The organism is Roseovarius halophilus (ex Wu et al. 2025), assembly GCF_047086965.1.
The window spans coordinates 1-17,389 of the sequence record NZ_JBKOTX010000024.1; the positions used below are offsets into that span (position 1 = coordinate 1).

Below are 17,389 nucleotides of genomic sequence, written 5' to 3' on the forward strand. Positions count from 1 at the left end.
GACCCTCGCGGCTTCGACCTTGGGAGGTTTTCCAACGCGGGTCGTCCGCCCACCAAGACACAACCCTCACGCCGCGACCCGCATCAGAAAACCTTCACCATTGCAGTCTTTCCGCAGTCTTTGGCTGAAAGCGCATCATCGCCCAGAATATGCTGGCAGTTGCAGCAAATGAGGTTCCGCGTCGGAGTGCAATTCGCCGACACGGTCGTTCTCAGGAGAGGTTAGCAGAGCCATGTCAAGAGGCTTCTGCATCTGCACCCCAATTTGCCAGTTGACAGCGTGCTTTCCTTTCCGGCACTCTCCTTTTACGGACTATATAACATTATAAGGGAGGTTCCATGAACCGCTTCATCAATCTTCGCGCGCCCCGCGTTTCCGTCGCGGCCATCGCCGCGGTCCTCGCTACGCCGCTTGCCGCCCAGACGGCCGTGGACGTTGCCATTGTGGGTGAGCCGGACACATTCGATCCTATGATCTCGACCAAGGACGTGGTGAGCATCGTCACCCAGCACTTCGTCGAAACACTCTATACCTTCGATGACAGCTGGTCAGTGGTGCCGCTTTTGGCGGCCGACATGCCGGAGATCAGCGAGGGCGGGACAACCTACACCATTCCGCTTCGCGAAGGTGTGACTTTTCATGACGGCTCTTCTATGGACAGTGTCGACGTCGTGGCCTCGCTTGAGCGCTGGATCGACCGCGCCACGCGCGGCCGGTCGGTAGCGCCTCTTGTGGAAGGTATCGAGGCGAGCGGCCCGGCCGAGGTCACTATCACGCTGTCCGAGCCGTATTCGCCGCTCCTGTCTCTGCTGGCCTTCTCCAATTCCGCTGCGGCCGTCTATCCAGAGGAAATCATCGGCGAGGAAATCGTGGAAGTCGTCGGCACCGGCCCCTACCAGATCGAGGAGCATGCGCCCGACGAGTATCTGCAGCTCACGCGCTTCGACAATTACACCCAGCCCGCTAGCGGAGCCGAGGAACGCCAGCAGATCCCGGACGAAATCCGCTTCATTCCGGTTCCCGATCCGAACACGCGTGTCGAGGGACTGATGTCCGGACAGTTCGCATTCGCGGACAGCCTTCCGGCCGAGTCCATCGGGCGTGTCGAAGGGAGTGACGTGGCCGAGCCGTTGCTTCTTGAGCCCTTCGGATGGCCCGTCTTTGCGGTCAACCACAAGGACGGGCTGCTGACGGATCAGACCACGCGGCGCGCGGTTCAGGCAGCGTTGCCTATCGACGATATGCTCTTCGCGGCTTTCGGGGACGAGCGATTCTACAATGTCGACGGCCCGATGTATCCGGACGGCTGGGCTTGGCGCACTGATGCTGGGACAGACCTTTACAATCAGAACGACCCCGAGCAAGCTGGAGAGCTACTCGAGGAGGCCGGCTACGATGGCACGCCGCTTAGAATCCTGACCTCGCGCCAGTACGAGTTCCATTTCAAGATGGCCGAAGTGGCACAGATGGCATTGGAATCGGCCGGTTTCGAAGTCGACATGATGGTCGTCGACTGGGCGACGCTGGGAGAGCAGCGCGATGATCCTTCCGCATGGGACATCTACATCACCCACTCGCCCTTCCTGCCGGAACCCTCGCTAACCAGCCTCTACGCCGCCGACAGTCGGCTAGGCTGGTCGAGCGAGGCCAAGGATCAGCTGATGCAGGAGTTCACGACAGAAACCGATCCCGAAGCGCGCCAGCAAATCTTTGCCGACATCCAAGAGCAACTCTATGAGGACGTGGGCTTCATCAAGGTCGGCAACTTTAATGCCCTGCAGGGCAAGGCGACCGGTCTGACTGGCGTCGAGGCTTCGGCTTGGCCCTCCTTCTGGAACGCCGAGTTGTCCGAGTGACCCCTCATGGCCGCGCGACCACAAGGTCGCGCGGCCGCTTCCGCCGGAGTTCCTCTGAATGACGCAGTATATATTCCGCCGCCTGCTCGGCATGGTTGTGGTCATCTTTCTGGTTCTGACCATAGCCTTCGTTCTTGTGCGGCTGGCACCGGGCGATCCCGCGGCCCTCATGCTTGGGCCCGACGCCACGCCGGAAGACGTGGTGGAATTGCGCGAAAGGCTCGGACTGAACCAGCCTATTCCGGTCCAATACCTCTCCTTCGTGGGCAATGCTCTGCAGGGAGATCTTGGAGACTCCCTCTTCTTTAACGCTCCAGTAACCTCTGTTCTGGCCGACAGAGCGGAGCCGACGATATTCCTCGCGCTTTTCTCGCTGTTATTCGCGCTGATCATCGCCACACCAATCGGCATCTACGCGGCCTACCGGCGCGGCTCTTTCGCTGACCAGTCGGCGATCACTTCGGCCATGCTTGCGGCCTCCGTGCCCAGCTTCCTCACGGGGCTGATTTTCCAGCGCTATCTTGCCACCGAGCTGGGGTGGTTTCCGGCTTCGGGCTACGGAGGTCCGGACGCCAACTTCCTTGAACGCATGTGGCACTTGGTACTACCCTCTATCGTTCTGGGCATCGTCAATTCGGCGCTGATCCTGCGGTTTACGCGCGCCTCAATGCTGGACATTCTTGGTGAGGATTACGTCCGTACCGCCCGAGCCAAGGGTATGCGGGAGCAGCGAGTGGTCCTGCGCCACGCGCTCAAGAACGCCGGCATTCCGATCATCACCGTCATCGGTCTGACCTTCGCGCTGTTGGTCTCGGGGGCGGTCGTGACCGAGAGAGTCTTCAACCTGCCAGGGCTCGGCAATCTCGTGGTGAACGCCGTGCTGCGCCGTGACTACCCGATCATCCAAGGAACGCTCATTATCGTGGCCGTTCTCTACGTCCTAGTGAACCTTATCACCGACCTGCTTTACCTAGCTGTCGACAAGCGCGTGAAGGTCTAGCCTATGGCAACTGCTACCGATCCCGCCGAACCGCGCTTCTTCCGGAGCCTTTTCGCCCGAAAATCCGTCCTAGTTGCGCTGCTTGTCTTCGTCGTGATCGCTGGGCTGAGTTTCCTAGCGCCGCTCGTCGCGCCCCTTGACCCTGACGCTATGTCGGTACGGGATCGCCTGACCGCGCCCGGCAAAGACTACTTGATGGGGGCGGATGCTTTCGGAAGAGACGTATTCTCTCGCCTCCTTTTCGCAGGACGTGTGTCACTGACGATCGGTCTGGGCGTGGCCGTGCTCTCGTCGATGGCCGGGATCGTCATCGGGCTGTCTGCCGGCTTCTTCCGGCGCCTCGACACGCCACTTTCGCGCCTCATCGATGCCATGATGGCCTTTCCGGACGTTCTTCTTGCCCTAAGCCTCGTGGCGATTTTCGGGGGTACGATGATCAACGTGATCATGGCGCTGTCGATCGTCTACACGCCGCGGATCGCGAGGATCGTGCGTGCCTCGACACTGGTGATCCGAGAGTTGCCCTACGTCGAAGCCGCCCGGGCCCTCGGTACGCGCACGCCCCGGATCATGGGTACGCATGTGCTCCGCAACATAGTATCGCCCATCCTCGTTCAGGCGACCTTCATCTTCGCCTACGCAATGCTGGCAGAAGCCGGGTTGTCCTTCCTCGGGGTCGGCGTCGACCCGGAGACACCAACTTGGGGCACCATGGTCAACGCAGGTCGCCAGTATATCGACCAGGCGATCTTCCTGATCCTCATTCCGGGTCTCGCGATCTCGGTCTCCGTCCTCTCACTGCAGCTGGTCGGGGACGGCCTTCGCGATGCGCTAGATCCAAGACTCGCCAAGGAGACCTAATGTGGCCCTTACCCTATCGAACTTCCGTGCCGTGGGCTTCGAAGACCCAGTGGAAACAATCCATGTTGACGATGACGGCTATGTAGCTCCCCAAGCTATCGCCGGTGCCCGGACCGTTGATTGCAACGGCGGATATCTCTCGCCCGGCTGGTGCGACCTGCACGTGCATGTCTGGCACGGCGGCACCGACATCTCGGTCCGGCCCGGAGAGGCGGGACGGCCCACCGGCGTGACAGCCATGGCCGACGCCGGCAGTGCGGGCGAAGGCAATTTCCACGGGCTTCGCGAATACGTTATCGACCAGCAGAGCGAGACCATCCGGGCCTTTCTCAACATCGGTTCGATCGGCTTGGTCTGCTGCAACCGTGTACCCGAGCTCATAGACATGCGCTCAATCGATGTGGACCGCACGCTCGAGACCATAGAGGCGCATCGCGATGTCATCTGCGGCATCAAGGTTCGCGCTTCGGGTGTCATCGTGGGGAGCTGGGGTATCACGCCGGCCAAGATCGCCAAGCGCGTAGCCGAGATCTCCGGGCTTCCGCTGATGGTCCACGTCGGTGAGCCGCCGCCGCTGATCGACGAAGTCTTCGACATCCTCGGCGAGGGAGACATCGTCACTCATTGCTTCAACGGCAAGAAGGCGGGGTCGATCAACGATACCCAGGCGCTCTGGGATCAGGCCAAGCGGCTGGCAGACAGCGGAGTGCGCATGGACGTGGGGCACGGGCAGGCCTCATTTGATTTCGACGTGGCTCGGCGCGCCATCGCTGATGGGCTAAGACCCTTCTCGATCTCGACCGACCTGCACCTTCGCAACATTGCGGGGCCGGTCCATGACATGGCGACAACGCTGTCGAAGCTCCTGGCCGTCGGGCTGCCCTTCGAGAATTGCCTCGAGGCCGTAACCGCCGCGCCGCGCTCTGTCGTCGGGCTGGGTGCGAAAGCGGGGCTCACACCGGGCGAGATTGCCGACTTCACTGTATTCGACCTCGCCCCGGGGGCGCTCGACGTTGTCGACAGCCAAGGCAACCACATGACACTCGACCAGCTCTTCGAACCGCGGATGACCGTGCTAGGCAACGACGTACAAGAGGCAAACCGGAGGAGCGCATGAGCGACACGATCCTCGACGTCGAAGGGCTGCGCGTCCAGTTCAATGCGAGAGGCGGAGACCTCACGGCGCTGCGGGATGTAAGCTTTTCTCTCGCCCGCGGCCGGACCCTGGCACTGGTGGGCGAGAGCGGCTCGGGCAAGTCCGTGACCTCACTTGCGCTGATGGGCCTTCTGCCGCCCAATGGGCGCATCGGGACGGGCAGCCTTGCCTACCGAGACCGGACTGGGGAGGTGACCGATCTTGCCAAGCTTTCTTCGGCCGGATTCCGGCGGATCCGCGGACCCGAAATCTCGATGATCTTCCAAGAGCCCATGTCATCGCTGAATCCGCTCTTCACGATCGGCGATCAGATCGGGGAAATGCTGTGGCTTCATGAGGCGCTCGACGCGAAGTCTCGGCGCAAGCGCGTCATCCAAATGCTCGAGTTGGTCGAGATCCCAGCCCCAGCCAGCCGGGCAGACAGCTATCCGCACGAACTTTCTGGCGGGATGCGGCAGCGGGCAATGATCGCCATGGCCCTTGTCTGCAACCCGGCGCTGCTCATCGCGGACGAGCCGACAACTGCGCTCGACGTGACCATTCAGGCCCAGATCCTCGATCTCATGCGCCGGCTCCAGCGGGAGCTGGGGATGTCCATCCTGTTCATCACCCATGACATGGGCGTCGTGGCCGAGATGGCCGACGATGTGGCGGTCATGTACGCGGGTGCTGTGATTGAGAAGGCGCCGGTCCGGCATCTTTTCGAGGATACACGACATCCCTATACGCAGGGATTGCTAAACTCGATACCGCAGCCTGGACGCGGTGACGGCGAACGTCTCGTTCCAATTCCGGGCTCGGTTCCGCCGCTTCATGACCTGCCCCCTGGTTGTGCTTTCGCTCCACGCTGTCGCTATGCCCTGCCCGAGTGTCGCCAACCGATCAAGCTGCGCGAGAAGGCGCCGAACCACTGGGCCGCTTGCGTCTTGGAGAAGGCAGGGCCCCAATGAACAATCCATTGCTTCAGGTAAAAAATCTGACCAAGCGCTTCTACATGCCGGCGGGAGATGTCCATGCCGTCGAGGACGTCAGCTTCAGCATTCCGCGCGGCTCGATCACCGGGCTGGTCGGAGAGAGCGGCTCTGGGAAGACAACCCTCGGGCGTACGCTGTTGCGGCTCATCGAGCCCACCTCCGGGCAGACGGTTTTCGATGGGCAGGATCTGAACGCGCTTGGTGACAGTGAAATGCGCGCCATGCGGCGCCGGATGCAGATTATTTTTCAGGACCCGGTCTCTTCGATCAACCCGCGTATGCGGGTGGAAAGTGTCATCTCCGAAGGGCTCATCGCCCATGGCATCGGGACCCGGAAAGAGCGTCGCGACCGCGTCGCTGCATTGCTGGAAGAGGTCGGGCTGCAGGCCGATCACATGCGGCGATTTCCTCACGAGTTCTCGGGTGGTCAGCGCCAACGCATTGGTATCGCCCGCGCTTTGGCTCTGGAGCCGGAGTTCATCGTTGCTGACGAGAGCGTCTCCGCCCTGGATGTTTCGATTCAGGCGCAGGTCCTGAATCTGCTCCTGGAACTGCGCGAGCGCCGCAATCTGACGATGCTATTCATCGCTCACGACCTCTCTGTGGTGGAATACCTTTGTGACCAGATCGCGGTGATGTACCTCGGCCGGCTGATGGAGGTCGGGCCTTCTACGGAGGTCCATGAGCGCGCGATGCATCCCTACACGCGCGCTCTCAACTCCGCGATCCCACAGCCCCGACCGGGGGCTTCGCTAAACCGTGAAGTGCTCAGTGGGGACATCCCCAGTCCGCTCTGGCCGCCGACAGGATGCGTCTTTCGGACCCGTTGCCCGCTTGCGCAGGACACCTGCGCAGAGAGCCCACCGCCGGCCGAGCGCGTCGGCGCCGAACATGTCAGCTACTGCAAGAGGATAGAGGCCCTGAATGAAAGATGAGCGACCCGACTCGACGCCGGAAACGCGGCTCAAGGCCCGCGGGCTCGATCTGCCCGGCACGGCACCCCAGCCGATAGGTGTGTTCTGCAACGTCCGCCGGGCCGGCCGTATGCTCTATGTCTCCGGCCAGGGACCCGTGCAGGCCGATGGCACGTTGCTTCGCGGTAAGGTGGGCTCCGAAGTGAGCGCCGAAGAGGCGCGCGAGCATGCCGAACTGGTGGCCATCAACATGCTAACGGCCCTTCGCGGGTATTGCGGTTCGCTCGACAAGGTCGGCGGTGTCGTCAAGCTGCTCGGCCTCGTGAACGCCGATCCCGACTTCGAGAAGCATCCCTTCGTGATCGACGGCGCCTCGGACTTGTTGGGCGCGATCTTCGGCGAGGCCGGGGTGCATGCGCGGTCGGCCTTCGGCGTCGGATCGCTGCCCAACCGGATCACGGTGGAAATAGAAGGGATCTTCGAACTTGAGGAGAAAGAGGCGTGAGGTACTCAGGCGCTTTTCTGGTGCCCCATGGCACGCTCCACCGCTACGGCGGCCGTGCGAACCTCGCCCGACAACCAGTCGAACTGGTCGGAGACTCGATACTTGGGCATCACGACGGAAAGCGTGATCACACAGGCTCCCGTTTCGTCTCGCACCGGCGCGGCGATGCAAGCGACCGATTCCTCGGAGCTGTCGATTTGCACCGCCAGACCGTTGAGGTAGTCCTCGCGGGACTTCCGCGACAGAACCTCGGGGTCGATCTCCGCCATGCCGGTCCGGGATGGGCGCGCGAAATCGCGGAAGGTCGCAAGGCGCTCCTCATCCGGCAAGTGCCCCAGAAGCAGGCGGCCAGAGGCCGTCCAGTTCAGCGGCACGCGCGTCCCAACATCGGATGTGACACGAAAATGCCCTTCGCCTTCCGCCATGCCGATGACGGTCATCATGCCTTCGTCTCGGGCGCAGATCTGGATCATCTCGCCTGTCCGCTGCGAAAGCGCGTACATCTCCATCTCGGCCTCGGCATACATGTCGATCCGCGCCCGATAGGCGAGGCCGTAACGCATGAGGCGAGGCCCGAGCCAGACCCGGCCCTCGTCGGCGCGGCTCAGCATCGCACGCTCAACCAATTCGTCGATGAGCCGGTAGATCGTGGAGGCGGGTGCGCCCGCTTCCTTCGCGAGTTCGTAGGCGCTCATCGGGACCTGCCGCTCAGTCAGCAGATCCATTATCTGAAGGCTGCGGTCTATACCGCTAGTACGCGTACGCGTAGGCTTGATCTTGTTCATGGCGCCTCAATGATAGTTTCCACAAGCCCTACCTAATTATGGACCCCCCCACAACCTCGAAAGGAAACATTATGTCCGAGACCCGCACGCCGGACTGGAGATGGCACGATGCCAACGGGCTGAGCCGGATCATCAACGTCTCCGGCACGATGACCGCGCTCGGTGGATCGATGGCCGCGCCGGAAGTCGCGCAGGCGACGGCCGACACAATGACTCGTTTCGCCAAGATCCACGAGCTTCAGGCCAAGGCCAGCCATGTCATTGCGGAACTTACCGGCGCAGAGGCAGGTTGTCTCACCGCTTCGGCCAGCGCCGGTATCAGCCTCGCGGTAGCCGGTTGCATGACAGGTATCGACCCAGCCCGCGTCGAAGCGCTTCCGAATGAGACCGGCCCCCGCAGTGGCGTGGCGGTCCAGCTCGGCCACCTCTGCGGCTACGGTGCGCCGGTCTCGCTCGCCGTCGAGCTTACCGGGGCGCACGTGCGGCCCGTCGGTCAGTCAACGCTCGCAATGGATCACCAGTTGGCCCATGTACTCGACGAAGGCGCCGCGGCTGCGCTCTATGTCGTCTCGCACCACGTCGTCGCCTACGGGCAGATCCCCTTCGAGCGGTTTGCGGAGATCGCGCACGAGAAGGGGGTTCCGGTGATCGTGGATGCCGCTTCCGAATACGATCTGCGTGGCTTCATCGAGAAAGGTGCGGATGTTGTCGTCTACTCGGCCCACAAGTTCATGGGCGGCCCCACTGCCGGCATCATTGCGGGGCGCCGCGACCTAGTACGTGCTGCCTACCTTCAGAATATCGGGATCGGGCGAGGCATGAAGGTTGGCAAAGAGAGCATTGCAGGCGCCACCGCCGCAATGACGCTTTGGATGAATAGGGACCATGAGGCCATCCGCGCTCATGAAGCAGAAGCGCTGGAACTATGGCGCGAGGCCTTCGCCCCTCTTCCGGGCATCATGCCACACAGGGTCCTGGATCCGACCGGCAACCCTCTCGAACGCCTTCAGGTAGAGGTCGACCCGGACAAAGCGGGCATCTCGGCCGCGATCATTGCCCGGCGACTGGGGCAGCGCGATCCCGCGATAATCGTGCGCGATCACGAGATCGAACTTGGCTACTTCCAACTTGACCCCTGCAACCTCGCGCCGAACCAAGCGTCGTTCGTCGCCGAGGCAGTAGTCGAAGAAGTATTGCGTGGTGAATTGGCCTGCGATGATGAGATTTCAGCGCGTGCCGCTGTCCGCAATGGCGGCGTCGAGGGGTATCTCAATTGGCCCGGTTAGCTGGGGAGCTTTCCGTTGATACTGGGCTCGTGCGTATCGAAGGTGCAGCGCTGAGGCTCAAGGTCAGACGCGGGACCACTCTGCCGATGCGCCCGGACCACGGGCAGATGATCGCCTGGGATCAGTTGCGCGCCATGCGGGCCAGCTCCCCAGATAACGGCCGCCTGCAGGGCCCGGCCGAATTGCGCGGCGTCGCCGGGGCCCCGGCCGAGCGTGAGCGCCGATGACGCGCGTGCTCGGTATCGGCGAATGTATGGTCGAAATGGCGCTGCAGGAGGACGGGCGCTACGCAATGGGTTTTGCTGGCGACACGTTCAACACCTGCTGGTACCTTCGCCAGGTGGCCGGGGCCGAGTTGTCGGTCGGTTATTACTCCGCAATCGGGGAAGATGACGCCTCGGCACGGATGGAGGAGTTCGTGCGCCGGGCCGGGATCGACCCGGTTCTCACAGTCCGTCGGGGCCGGACGATCGGGCTCTACCTGATCTCGTTGAGAAACGGCGAGCGGAGCTTCAGCTACTGGCGCTCCGCATCGGCCGCACGAACCCTGGCGGACGATCTCGAGGCCCTGCCGGGTGTTAGCAGTGGTGATGTAGCGTACTTCTCGGGGATCACCATTGCCATTCTGCCTCCGGTAGGGCGCGAGCGGTTGCTCGCTGCGTTGGCGCATGCCCGGACAGAGGGGGTGACTGTCGTCTTCGACCCAAACATTCGCCCCGCACTTTGGGAATCGCGCACCGAGATGTGCGGGCAGATCATAAGGGCGGCTGAGACAGCGGACATAGTTTTGCCCTCGTGCGACGACGAGATCGCGCATTTCGGCGACTCTGGTCCCGAAGCCGTGGCGGGTCGCTACCTTGACGGTGGGGCAGGCGTGGTTGTTGTGAAGAACAGCGACAAGCCCCTCGTCGCCCTGACCGAACACGAGCGCATTGCAGTTCCGCCTGACCCGGTGTCGAACGTCGTGGACACTACCGCGGCCGGCGATGCGTTCAACGCAGGTTTTCTGGCGAGTTGGCTGAGCGGCGAGAGCCTCGAAAAAGCCTGTCGCACAGGCAGTCGTCTGGCTGGGCAAGTCATTACTCAGCGTGGTGCCCTCGTGGATCTGATGGTGGACAATTGGTACGCTTAGTGCTGTAGTACAGATAAGGGGCCGGGTGTGTCATGAAAAGCGGCCATAGTTTGCAGTTTTGCAGGGTCAGCTCCCTGCGCATAGCCGCCGTTCGTGACCATTGCCGCGAAAGCCCGCTTTCCGCCCGACCTGCCGGCGCTGCGCCAGCAAAGCGAGCGACTTACCGCGTCCGCTTCGGGCTGGCTGCCGTCATCCGACAGTTTCACTCGGTGTAGTTGTCTCCTGACCTTCGGCTTGCCTTCACAAAGCATCTGGGGTCAGGTGCAGGCCAAGGGGGTGGCTCCGCGACTCTGGCCAGGACAGTTTCGGATTTGCCGCCGCAACGACGCGGATCAGGTTTTTCCCGAAACGCCCTGGGCGCGATCCGCCGTCGGCCCCGCCGCATCGCCGGACAGGCGCGCGGCCAGGGTGGGATGAAGGCTCTCGGAGCGGTCGCGCGCCACCATGCGCGGCTTGCGCAGCCAGAACAGCTTGGTCCAGCCCCGCCAAGTCCCGACCGAGGGGCCGTCAGGGTCGCAGGGGAAGCGGGCGCGCCAGTCCTCCGGCAGGGGCAGGCCGCAGCCCTCGAGGCGTTCCAGCATCCAGACCAGCGAGATATTCGACAGCGGCCGCGCCGGGTAAAAGCCGCCCAGCTGGCCGCCCACATCGCCATGGGTGCCCCGGAACCAGACCTGTTCGACCCGCGCCTTACGCTCGGGCGGACAGGCCCAGAGGACGGGGGCATAGGCCTCGCGCGTTTCGTCATGGGCGAGCGCGTGGAACCCGTGCCGGGTGGCGGGGCCAAGCGCATGGTTGTGAAACCTGTGCTTTTCCTCGGTCACGGGCCACAACAGCGGCAGGCGCAGGCCCAGCGCCTTGACCGTATCCCAGACGGCAACGGCCTCGATCTCGACCGGGTGCAGGCAGTAGTCGCGCCGAAAGGTCTCGGCCACCGGGCCGCGCGCCCCGGCGCGGTAGTGGCGATAGGCCTGGCGGACCATCCGCTCGGTCGCGCAGTCGGCGCGCACCAGCCCCACCAGATCCACGATCCCGGCCAGGGACCGCACCGCGTAGGCCCCGCGCGAGAACCCGGCCAGGATGATCCGGTCGCCGGGCCGATAGCGCGAGGCCAGCACGCCGTAGGCGCGCTGGATCTGGCGGTTGATGCCGCGGCCCATCATCACGTCTATCGTGCGCGACCAGTCGCGCCACTGGATGCCGGCCTCGTAGTAGACCGTCAGGTTGGCGCTGCGTCCGGCCTCGAGGATCAGCTTGTAGAGCTGGCCAGCGTGGCTCTCGTTGCCGTCGACCAGCGACGACATCGTGCCGTCGATCACGATCACATGGGTCGCGGGCCCTCGGTGACGCGGCGAGCCGGCCTCGGCCCGGGGGCCGCGACCCAGAAGCGAAAGGAGCCGGTCACGAAACCCCATGCTCCGCCCCGTTTTCCGCCTCGTGCAGCAACTGCCAGACCCGATGCGGCGTGAAGGGCATGTCGGCCCGGGCGACACCGCGCGAAGACAGCGCATCGAGCACGGCGTTGGACGTGGCGGCCATGGACCCCACCGTCCCGGCCTCGCCGCAGCCCTTCATGCCCATGGGATTGTAGAGCGAGGGCGTGGACTCGGTGTCGAAGCGGAACATGGGCACATCATCGGCCCGCGGCATGGCGTAGTCCATGAAGGTTGCCGTGGTCAGCTGCCCTTCGGCATCGTAATGGGCCTGTTCGGTCAGCGCCTGTCCGACCCCCTGCACCACCCCGCCGTGGACCTGGCCCTCGACCAGCATGGGGTTGATGAGATTGCCGAAATCGTCAACCACCGTGTAGCGGTCCAGCGTCACCTTGCCCGTCTCCGGGTCGATCTCGACCTCGGCCACATGGGCGCCGTTGGGGAAGGACCGGTTTTCCAGCTTGGTGGTCCGCGACTGGCTCAGCAGGTCGCCGCGCCCCTCGGCGCGGGCCATCTCGGCGACCTCCAGCATGGTCGGCGTGAGGTTCGAGCCGGGAATGCGGAAGCGTTCGTCGTCAAAGCTGATGACCTCGGCGGCGACACCCTCCTTTTCGGCCAGGTAGCCGGCGAAAGCCTCGGTGATGGCCGCGACCGCGCCCAGCGTGGCGGTGTTCTGCACCGTGACCGAGCGCGATCCCCCGGTGCCGCCGCCCTGGGCGATCAGGTCGCTGTCGCCCTGCACCACCGAGATACGGTCGGACGGGATGCCGGTCTGGTCGGCGAGGAACTGGGCAAAGACGGTCTCGTGGCCCTGTCCGTTGGACTGGGTGCCCACGAAGATCGAGGCGGTGCCATCGGCGTTGAAATCGACCCGGGCGGTTTCCTCGGGATCGCCCAGGATGCTCTCGATGTAGTAACACAGGCCCATGCCGCGCAGGCGGCCGCGCGCCTTGGACGCAGCGCGGCGGGCGGCAAAACCGGCACGGTCGGCGTTTTGTTCCAAACGGTCAAGGACACGGTGAAAATCGCCCACGTCGTAGGGCTGTCCGGTCGCGGATGTATAAGGGAATTTGTCGGCCGGGATGAAGTTGCGCCGGTGCAACTGCCAGGGATCGACGCCGAGGTCGCGGGCGGCATAGTCCATGGCCCGTTCCAGCACGTAGATCGCCTCGGGCCGGCCCGCGCCGCGATAGGCATCGACCGGCGCGGTGTTGGTATAGATGCCGCGGCAGCGCAGGTGGATCGCCTGGAAATCATAGACCCCCGGCGCCACCTTCGAGAACAGATCGGTCTGGATCGGCTGGGCGAACTGCGAATTGTAAGCCCCTAGATTCGCCAGGGTATCCAGCCGGTAGCCGACAAGCCGGTGATCGGCGTCGAAGGCCAGCGTGGCCGTGGTGGTCAGATCGCGCCCGGCGTTGTCGCTGAGCATGGCCTCGGTGCGTTCGGACATCCAGCGGACGGGGCGGTTGAGCATCCGGGCCGCCTGGGCGACCACGAAGGTCTCGGGGTGGTCCATGCCCTTCATGCCGAACCCGCCACCGGTGTCGGGATTGGTCACGCGGATATCCTCGGGCGGCAGGCCCAGGTGCCGCGCGGCGCTGGCCTTGGGCCCCCAGACCCCCTGCCCGTTCACCGCGATGTGCAGGCGGCCGTTGCCCTCGGGCTCGGCATAGGTGCCGCGCGGTTCCATGGAATTGACGATGACACGGTTGTCGGCGATCTCGTAGGTCAGGACATGCGCCGCCCCCGCGATGGCGCTGTCCACCGCCGCGGCGTCGCCCAGGTCCCAGTCGAAGGCGATGTTGTCGGGAACGCTCTCGTGCAATTGCGGCCCGCCGGGGGCCAGCTCGACATGCGCCGGCTCGTCCTCGAAGTCCAGCGTGATCAGCTCGGCGGCGTCACGGGCCTGTTGCAGGGTCTCGGCCACGACCATGGCGATGGCCTCGCCCACGTAGCGCACCCGGTCACCTGCCAGCAGGGGCCGCTCGGGGCGCGCCCCGCGGCTGCCGTCAGCCATGCGCACGGCGGTGCTTTTCATGGTCACCTGCAGGCCCTCGGCCTCGAGGTCGGCCAGGGTCAGCACGAGGTGCACCCCGGGGGCGTCGCGCGCCTCGGCGACGTCCAGCTCGGTGATCCGCGCGTGGCCCACGGGCGCGCGTAGGAAGACCGCCCGCAAGGCGCCCTGCGGCACGATATCGTCGACGTAGCGGCCATGGCCGGTGAGAAAGCGCTGGTCCTCGACCCGGCGGACCGGTTGGGATTTGCCGAATTTTTCCATGCTGGCCTCTCCTGTCTGTTGCCGAGACCCTAGCGGTTCCAAGGGCCGTGTCCAGCCCGTGCGGCCAGTCCCTCTTTTCGCCGCCGCCCCGGCGGGTTACAGGGGGGCTGCGACAGTCAGGAAAGACAGATCATGCCCATGGAAAAGACCTTTGACGCCCAACAGGCGGAACCGCGCATCTACAAGGCCTGGGAAGACAGCGGCGCCTTCGCCGCGGGTGCCAATGCCACGCGCGACGAGACCTTTTCCATCATGATCCCGCCGCCCAACGTGACCGGGGCGCTGCACCTGGGCCATGCCTTCAACAACACCCTGCAGGACATCCTGATCCGCTGGCACCGGATGCGCGGCTTTGACACGCTCTGGCAGCCCGGGCAGGACCATGCCGGCATCGCCACGCAGCTGCAGGTGGAAAAGAAGCTCAAGGCCGAAGAAGGCCTGCGCCGCACCGACCTGAGCCGCGAGGACTTCCTGGCCAAGGTCTGGGAATGGAAGGACCAGTACGGCGGCCAGATCATCGACCAGCTCAAGCGGCTCGGCGCCTCCTGCGACTGGTCGCGCAACGCCTTCACCATGTCCGGCGCCCCCGGCGCGCCCGCGGGCAACGAGGGCAATTTCCACGATGCCGTCATCAAGGTCTTCGTGGACATGCACCGCAAGGGGCTGATCTACCGCGGCAAGCGGCTGGTCAACTGGGACCCGCATTTCGAGACGGCGATTTCCGACCTGGAGGTCGAGAACATCGAGGTCGACGGCCACATGTGGCACTTCAAGTACCCGCTGGCCGGCGGCGAGACCTACACCTACATCGAGAAAGACGAAGACGGCACCGTCGTGCTGGAGGAAAAGCGCGACTACATTTCCATCGCCACCACGCGCCCCGAGACGATGCTGGGCGACGGGGCGGTTGCCGTGCATCCCGATGATGCGCGCTATGCCCCCATCGTCGGCAAGCTGTGCGAAATCCCGGTCGGCCCCAAGGAACACCGCCGCCTGATCCCGATCATCACCGACAGCTACCCCGACCCCGCCTTCGGGTCGGGCGCGGTCAAGATCACCGGCGCGCATGATTTCAACGACTACGAGGTCGCCAGGCGCGGCGGCATCCCGATGTATCGCCTGATGGACACCAGCGGGCACATGCGGGCCGACGGCGCGCCTTACGCCGAGGAGGCCGGGCGCGCGCAGGATCTTGCCCGTGGTGCGGAGTTCACCATGGCGCAGGTCGACGCGATCAACCTCGTCCCCGAGGCCTATCGCGGGCTGGACCGTTTCGAGGCCCGCAAGCGCGTGGTCGCGGACATCGACGCCGAGGGCCTGATGATCGCGGTCGAGGACAAGAAAATCATGCAGCCCTTCGGCGACCGCTCGAAGGTGGTGATCGAGCCGATGCTGACCGACCAGTGGTTCGTCGATGCCGAAAAGGTCGTCGGCCCCGCGCTGGAGGCCGTCCGCGAGGGCCGCACCGAGATCATGCCCGAAAGCGGCAAGAAGACCTATTTCCACTGGCTGGAAAACATCGAGCCCTGGTGCATCTCGCGTCAGCTGTGGTGGGGGCACCAGATCCCGGTCTGGTATGGGCTGAACCTTGGCGTCGAGGACGACCTGAACGCCAGCGGCGCGCTGGACGAGGTCCGCCTGCTGGAGCTTCTGACCGAGGGCGGGATGCTGCATCGGCAGGAGGTCAGCCATTGCGCCTTCAGCTTCGACGAGGTCATCCCGCTTTTCGAGCAGGACAATATCGACGTGCCCAACCCGATCAGCCATGCCCGCGTGATCGAGGTGGCCGACAAGCACGAGGCCATCCAGACTTTCGCCACGGGCCTTGCCGAATACAACGTCACGCAGGACCTGACCAAGCTGGTCTACCCTGTCTGGCGCGACCCAGACGTCCTCGACACCTGGTTCTCCTCGGGCCTCTGGCCCATCGGCACGCTAGGCTGGCCCGAACAGACCGAGGAATACCAGAAGTATTTCCCCACCGACGTGCTGATCACCGGGCAGGACATCCTGTTCTTCTGGGTCGCGCGGATGATGATGATGCAGAACGCCGTGGTCGGACAGGACCCGTTCCACACCGTCTACCTGCACGGGCTGGTGCGCGACGCCAAGGGCAAGAAGATGTCCAAGACCACCGGCAATGTCATCGACCCCATCGCGGTGATCGAGGATTACGGCGCCGATTCCCTGCGCTTTGCCAACGCGGCCATGGCGGCCATCGGCGGGGTGCTGAAACTCTCGGAAGATCGCATCAAGGGCTACCGCAACTTCGGCACCAAGCTCTGGAACGCCTGCCGCTTTGCCGAGATGAACGGCGCCACCGGGTCGGACGGCAGCCTGCCGCGGCCCACGGCCACGGTGAACCGCTGGATCATCGGCGAGACCGCCCGCGTGCGCGAAGAGGTGGACGCGGCCCTCGCCGCCTATCGCTTCAACGATGCGGCCTCGGCGCTTTATCACTTCGTCTGGAACGTAGTCTGCGACTGGTATGTCGAGTTTTCCAAGCCGCTGCTGCTGGACGGGGGCGAGGCCGACCAGGCCGAAACGCAAGACACCATGGCCTGGGTCATGGACCAGTGCCTGATCCTGCTGCACCCGATCATGCCCTTCATCACCGAGGAGCTCTGGGGAACCCTGGGCACGCGCGACAAGATGCTGGTCCATGCCGACTGGCCCAGCTACGGCACCGAGTTGGTGGATGCCGAGGCCGAGCGCGAGATGCGCTGGGTCATCGCCTTTATCGAGGGGGTCCGCTCGGCGCGCGCGCAGATGAACGTGCCGGTGGGGCTTTACATCCCCGTGCTGCAACTGGACGCGGACGCGGCCGCCCGCACCGCCTGGGCCAACAACGCGGCCCTGATCAAGCGCATGGCCCGCATCGACTCGCTGGAAGAGGCCGCCGCGGCGCCCAAGGGCTCGCTCTCGGTGACCGCGCATGGTGCGAGTTTTGCCCTGCCGCTGGCCGACATCATCGACGTGGAGTCCGAAAAGGCGCGCATTTCCAAGGTCATGGGCAAGCTCGACAAGGAAATCGGCGGGCTGTCGGGGCGTCTGGACAACCCCAAGTTCATCGAAAGCGCCCCTTCGGAGGTCGTCGAGGAGGCCCGCGAGACCCTTGCCCTGCGGCAGGAAGAGCGCGCCCAGTTGCAGGCGGCCATGGCCCGGCTCGAGGAAATCGGCTGATGCGCCGGGGCGGCCCGGGTGCATGG

At 64.3% G+C, this 17,389-nt stretch carries 14 protein-coding genes; 11 read left to right on the top strand and 3 right to left on the bottom strand.

Going from position 1 to position 17,389, the window contains the following annotated elements; all coding sequences use genetic code 11:
• The 8 genes from ACH107_RS07040 to ACH107_RS07075 all read left to right on the top strand — a co-directional run.
• Positions 1 to 225, top strand: a 225-nt coding sequence (locus ACH107_RS07040; RefSeq protein ID WP_412505243.1) for a hypothetical protein, incomplete at its 5' end; no start/stop codon positions are given.
• A 113-nt stretch (positions 226 to 338) separates the two neighbouring features.
• Positions 339 to 1,856, top strand: coding sequence for an ABC transporter substrate-binding protein (locus ACH107_RS07045; protein WP_310691999.1), 1,518 nt, complete (start codon positions 339 to 341; stop codon positions 1,854 to 1,856).
• A 58-nt stretch (positions 1,857 to 1,914) separates the two neighbouring features.
• Positions 1,915 to 2,856 carry an ABC transporter permease gene (locus ACH107_RS07050; RefSeq protein WP_310692000.1) on the top strand — a complete coding sequence of 314 codons (942 nt, stop codon included), beginning with the start codon at positions 1,915 to 1,917 and terminating at the stop codon, positions 2,854 to 2,856.
• Positions 2,857 to 2,859: 3 nt separating this feature from the next.
• Positions 2,860 to 3,717 carry an ABC transporter permease gene (locus ACH107_RS07055; RefSeq protein WP_412505244.1) on the top strand — a complete coding sequence of 286 codons (858 nt, stop codon included), beginning with the start codon at positions 2,860 to 2,862 and terminating at the stop codon, positions 3,715 to 3,717.
• Between the two features lies 1 nt (position 3,718).
• A complete protein-coding gene (locus ACH107_RS07060; protein WP_412505245.1) occupies positions 3,719 to 4,834 on the top strand; it encodes an amidohydrolase/deacetylase family metallohydrolase in 1,116 nt (371 codons plus the stop codon).
• On the top strand, positions 4,831 to 5,823 hold the full coding sequence (locus ACH107_RS07065; protein WP_310692091.1) for an ABC transporter ATP-binding protein: 993 nt from the start codon (positions 4,831 to 4,833) through the stop codon (positions 5,821 to 5,823). The genes ACH107_RS07060 and ACH107_RS07065 overlap by 4 nt, the downstream gene beginning before the upstream one ends.
• On the top strand, positions 5,820 to 6,782 hold the full coding sequence (locus tag ACH107_RS07070) for an ABC transporter ATP-binding protein (protein WP_310692092.1): 963 nt from the start codon (positions 5,820 to 5,822) through the stop codon (positions 6,780 to 6,782). Before ACH107_RS07065 ends, ACH107_RS07070 begins: the two co-directional genes overlap by 4 nt.
• Positions 6,772 to 7,266: a RidA family protein gene (locus ACH107_RS07075; protein ID WP_310692093.1), complete on the top strand. Its 495-nt coding sequence runs from the start codon at positions 6,772 to 6,774 to the stop codon at positions 7,264 to 7,266. Before ACH107_RS07070 ends, ACH107_RS07075 begins: the two co-directional genes overlap by 11 nt.
• Positions 7,267 to 7,271: 5 nt before the next feature.
• On the opposite strand, the gene ACH107_RS07080 is transcribed toward ACH107_RS07075, so the two are convergent.
• Positions 7,272 to 8,051 carry an IclR family transcriptional regulator gene (locus ACH107_RS07080; RefSeq protein WP_310692094.1) on the bottom strand — a complete coding sequence of 260 codons (780 nt, stop codon included), beginning with the start codon at positions 8,049 to 8,051 and terminating at the stop codon, positions 7,272 to 7,274.
• A gap of 71 nt (positions 8,052 to 8,122) precedes the next feature.
• On the opposite strand from ACH107_RS07080, the gene ACH107_RS07085 reads away from it, so the two are divergent.
• Both ACH107_RS07085 and ACH107_RS07090 read left to right on the top strand, forming a co-directional pair.
• Positions 8,123 to 9,337, top strand: a complete 1,215-nt coding sequence (locus ACH107_RS07085) for an aminotransferase class V-fold PLP-dependent enzyme (RefSeq protein ID WP_310692095.1) — start codon at positions 8,123 to 8,125, stop codon at positions 9,335 to 9,337.
• Positions 9,338 to 9,560: 223 nt separating this feature from the next.
• Positions 9,561 to 10,469, top strand: a complete 909-nt coding sequence (locus ACH107_RS07090) for a sugar kinase (protein ID WP_310692096.1) — start codon at positions 9,561 to 9,563, stop codon at positions 10,467 to 10,469.
• Positions 10,470 to 10,801: 332 nt separating this feature from the next.
• On the opposite strand, the gene ACH107_RS07095 is transcribed toward ACH107_RS07090, so the two are convergent.
• Positions 10,802 to 11,881: a DUF2235 domain-containing protein gene (locus ACH107_RS07095; protein ID WP_412505246.1), complete on the bottom strand. Its 1,080-nt coding sequence runs from the start codon at positions 11,879 to 11,881 to the stop codon at positions 10,802 to 10,804.
• Positions 11,868 to 14,180, bottom strand: coding sequence for a xanthine dehydrogenase family protein molybdopterin-binding subunit (locus ACH107_RS07100; RefSeq protein WP_412505247.1), 2,313 nt, complete (start codon positions 14,178 to 14,180; stop codon positions 11,868 to 11,870). The genes ACH107_RS07095 and ACH107_RS07100 overlap by 14 nt, the downstream gene beginning before the upstream one ends.
• A gap of 132 nt (positions 14,181 to 14,312) precedes the next feature.
• On the opposite strand from ACH107_RS07100, the gene ACH107_RS07105 reads away from it, so the two are divergent.
• The gene (locus ACH107_RS07105; protein ID WP_310702750.1) at positions 14,313 to 17,363 is read left to right on the top strand and encodes a valine--tRNA ligase; all 3,051 of its coding nucleotides are present in this window, start codon (positions 14,313 to 14,315) and stop codon (positions 17,361 to 17,363) included.
• The last annotated feature ends 26 nt before the right edge of the window (positions 17,364 to 17,389 follow it).